Origin of the sequence: Undibacterium sp. CY21W, assembly GCF_014284265.1 — a bacterium.
GTDB lineage: Bacteria > Pseudomonadota > Gammaproteobacteria > Burkholderiales > Burkholderiaceae_D > Undibacterium > Undibacterium aquatile.
Window position 1 is genome coordinate 1 of the sequence record NZ_JACOGE010000014.1, and the last position, 3,066, is coordinate 3,066.

The 3,066-nt window shown below is 46.7% G+C and carries 3 protein-coding genes; all 3 read left to right on the top strand.

The window, feature by feature from the left end:
- The coding region (locus H8K29_RS17695; RefSeq protein ID WP_186898658.1) for an HNH endonuclease at positions 1-907 on the top strand (907 nt) is incomplete at its 5' end.
- Entirely contained in the window at positions 907-1,383 is a 477-nt protein-coding gene (locus H8K29_RS17700; RefSeq protein ID WP_186898659.1) for an SMI1/KNR4 family protein, read from the top strand. The genes H8K29_RS17695 and H8K29_RS17700, both read left to right, overlap by 1 nt.
- A gap of 947 nt (positions 1,384-2,330) precedes the next feature.
- Positions 2,331-2,822 carry a hypothetical protein gene (locus H8K29_RS17705; RefSeq protein ID WP_186898660.1) on the top strand — a complete coding sequence of 164 codons (492 nt, stop codon included), beginning with the start codon at positions 2,331-2,333 and terminating at the stop codon, positions 2,820-2,822.
- The last annotated feature ends 244 nt before the right edge of the window (positions 2,823-3,066 follow it).

Consider the following 3,066-nt stretch of genomic DNA (forward strand, 5'->3'; position numbering starts at 1 on the left):
CGAACCCTTGCTGGGTAAATTCCTCAGTGGTGATCCGTTGGTGCAAGATCCGGTGAACGGGCAGAACTATAACCGGTATAGTTATGTGCTCAATAACCCGACGAACTTGACCGATCCAACTGGGTTTGCTGATTGTATTCCAAGTGCAACTCAAGAGAACTTTTGTCAAACAGGCATTAGAGATTTGACAAAGGTTGGCGGGATACCAACTGCCGAAGTGAGTGCGGCGAAACCAAATCCGTCTAGTTCCACTCCCCCATCCACGCCTACGATGTTTAACGTAGTCGGAAGTGGTAAGATAAATCCGAAAAACAATTCGGCAAATAGAGGAAACATTCATTTAGAGACCGCGAAAACAATTGGCAGCGCATTTGCTGGTTCTATACTTAACACCCCTGGCGATATTATTAATGGTGTTGCCAGTTGGACAGAAGAGTTTTTGCACAAATCGGATGGTTCGTTTGGGCGTGTCGGAAATTTATGGGATTATAGAAACCCGGTTGCGCAGGATGCTGCTGGGGATCTCCGTGCGGTTGAGGGTGGGTTGTTGATGTTGACGCCATTGAAGGCGGCAACCAGTGAAATACCTACTATTGGTGGTCGTGTTCCAATTAATAGCAGGTATGCAGGCGAAGCACATCCGAGTGGAATTGAATTCAATAAACAAGGCTTCCCAGACTTTGGTTCAGTATCAAAGGCTCAAGTTCGAATTGATGGGCTTACAGGTAATTATGCAAAAGATGCTGCGCTTGCAAATAAGGCAGTGGGTTTGAGTAAGACGCCGTCTGATTATGTTTGGCACCACGTTGAGGATGGAAGGACGATGCAACTCGTTCCTAAAGATGTTCACAATGAGGTTCGGCACACTGGTGGTGCAGCTGTGATTCGTAATGGAGGATTTGACTGATGAAACTGAAATTAACAAAAGGACGTGCGGCATCGCGAAGTGAGATCACTGCACTTGAGCGAAAAATCGGAATGGCTATTGCTCCCGAATTTGTTGAGTTTGCAGTGGAAAATGATGGTGCTGAACCTGAAACAAATATTTTTAAGATTAGTGAGGCTAATGAATCTGGTGTGAATGGTTTCATTCCAGTGAAGGAAATTTACAAGGAATCCTCAAGAATCGAAAATCTTCCGCAATTCTCATTTCCAGTAGCATGGGCAGAAGGAGGGAATTATGTACTTATTTGCCAAGGTGAAAATGGAGCTGTGTATTTTTGGGATCACGAGCAGCCAGACAACATCACAAGACTTGCGGCCAATTTTGGCTTATTCCTAAACTTGCTTGAGCCATTTGATGTAAGTACTGTTAAGTTGAAACCGGGGCAAGTAAAGGAAGCATGGATTGACCCTGATTTCCTCAAAAGCCTCAAAGGCTGATTTACTGGCCGCTTGAGTATGAATAAGTTCGATTAGCAAAACCTAATTGACCGTACGCCTGCAAATTGACGCAAAGTCGGTGCAAAGTACATTTTTTAAAAACCGCCTCAAAATCCCTGCCTGAGCAAAATCTAAATTTAGCTGAATTCCCAAAAATTCAGCTAAACCTCTCTTAACCCACAATTCCCAGGTTTCCAAAAGTTGACTCCAACGAGGCTGAACCCTATCAGTTGAAACACTGGCAATGAGTCAGCGCAAAAACTGCCAAAATCTCCCCCATTTAAACCACACACATGACGCGCGCTTACGTGCATACTCCAAACCGCCCGGAAACCTAAGCTGGGCAACGGTTTGTTGCGGCAGACACACCAAGCCTCACTTCAACACAAAAAGTCGGCTCACACCTGTTTTATGTTGAAAATCAATGACCTATGTTGTATAACAATTGTTATCAATAAAGGACATGCAAATGATACTCTCCCGACAATTAAACTTCCGATTGACTGAGGAAGAATGGCAGGCGCTCAAATGAACGAGCGAAGCTACATAAGCGCAAGCCTGGAGAATTGCTGCGTCCGACGGTTGAGTCCAGCGAGTTAGCTCGCAAGCTTCCACGGTAAGTACCATCCATTTTGATTTGGCAAGCGTAGGGTGCGTCACACGCACCAATTAGGCGATATCGATGTTCGTCTGCTGGCAGTAGTTTAATTGAGGAACGCGTTGTGCTTACTGCACCCAACGGAACAGGCACGCTACGCTTGCTGGTCAGATACTCGCTAACATCGTATGTCTCTGGCGGAACCGCAACAGGTTCTGCCTTTTTTATTCCAGCAACGCGCAGAAATGGCTTCTGGAGCTAAAAATATACCCCCGGGAGTATATTAAAAGCCCTTTATTTATAAGGAGATGAAGGCATTTTTGCCATATACCCCCCTAAAAATGCTTGATTGACCGATGTTTTCCGTATTGCTGCACCGCGTACTGCTTCGCCCGCAGTCAATCTGCCAGTACGCAGCAAACACACCAAAACCAGCCAGCCAAATGGCAATCCGCCAGCCACCACCTACTACGCCGGGGCACAAGAAGCCGACATCAATAATGGCCAGGTCACCGTCAAAACCTACTGGCCGTATGGGCTCGGTGTTGAGATTGACCAACCGGGCAGCAACACCAGCGAACTCAACTGGAGCCACCACGACAGACTGGGTAGCATCATCAGCATCAGCGACAGCAGTGGTCATCTCAAAGAAAAACTGGCCTACGACAGCTGGGGCAAATGCCGAACCACCGACGGCAGCGCGACACCGGATAATCTGGACGGGCAAGTCGACAACAAAGGCTACACCGGCCATGAAATGCTCGATCAGCTTGATCTGGTGCACATGAATGGGCGCGTGTACAAACCCTTGCTGGGTAAATTTTCTCTGGTGATCCATTAGTGCAAGATCCGGTGAATGGGCAGAGCTATAACCGGTATAGAAAATGAGATTGATCACTTCTTGCCGCTTCACGTCAACCAGTGCAAGCTTAGCCTAGACTACCAATCCTCAAATTACGGCGGTATGTTGTTGTTTTTTTACGTCGATAAAGTAAATGAAATAGTCGGTGTAAAGAGGTGGGTTGTTCATACGGCATGAACACGATTCTCTTTCTCCCGTAAGCGATCGCCAGCAATTGTCTCTC

Coding starts and splice junctions, on each gene's coding strand:
- H8K29_RS17700 (WP_186898659.1), top strand. CDS start 907: ATGAAACTGAAATTAACAAAAGGACGTGCGGCATCGCGAAGTGAGATC.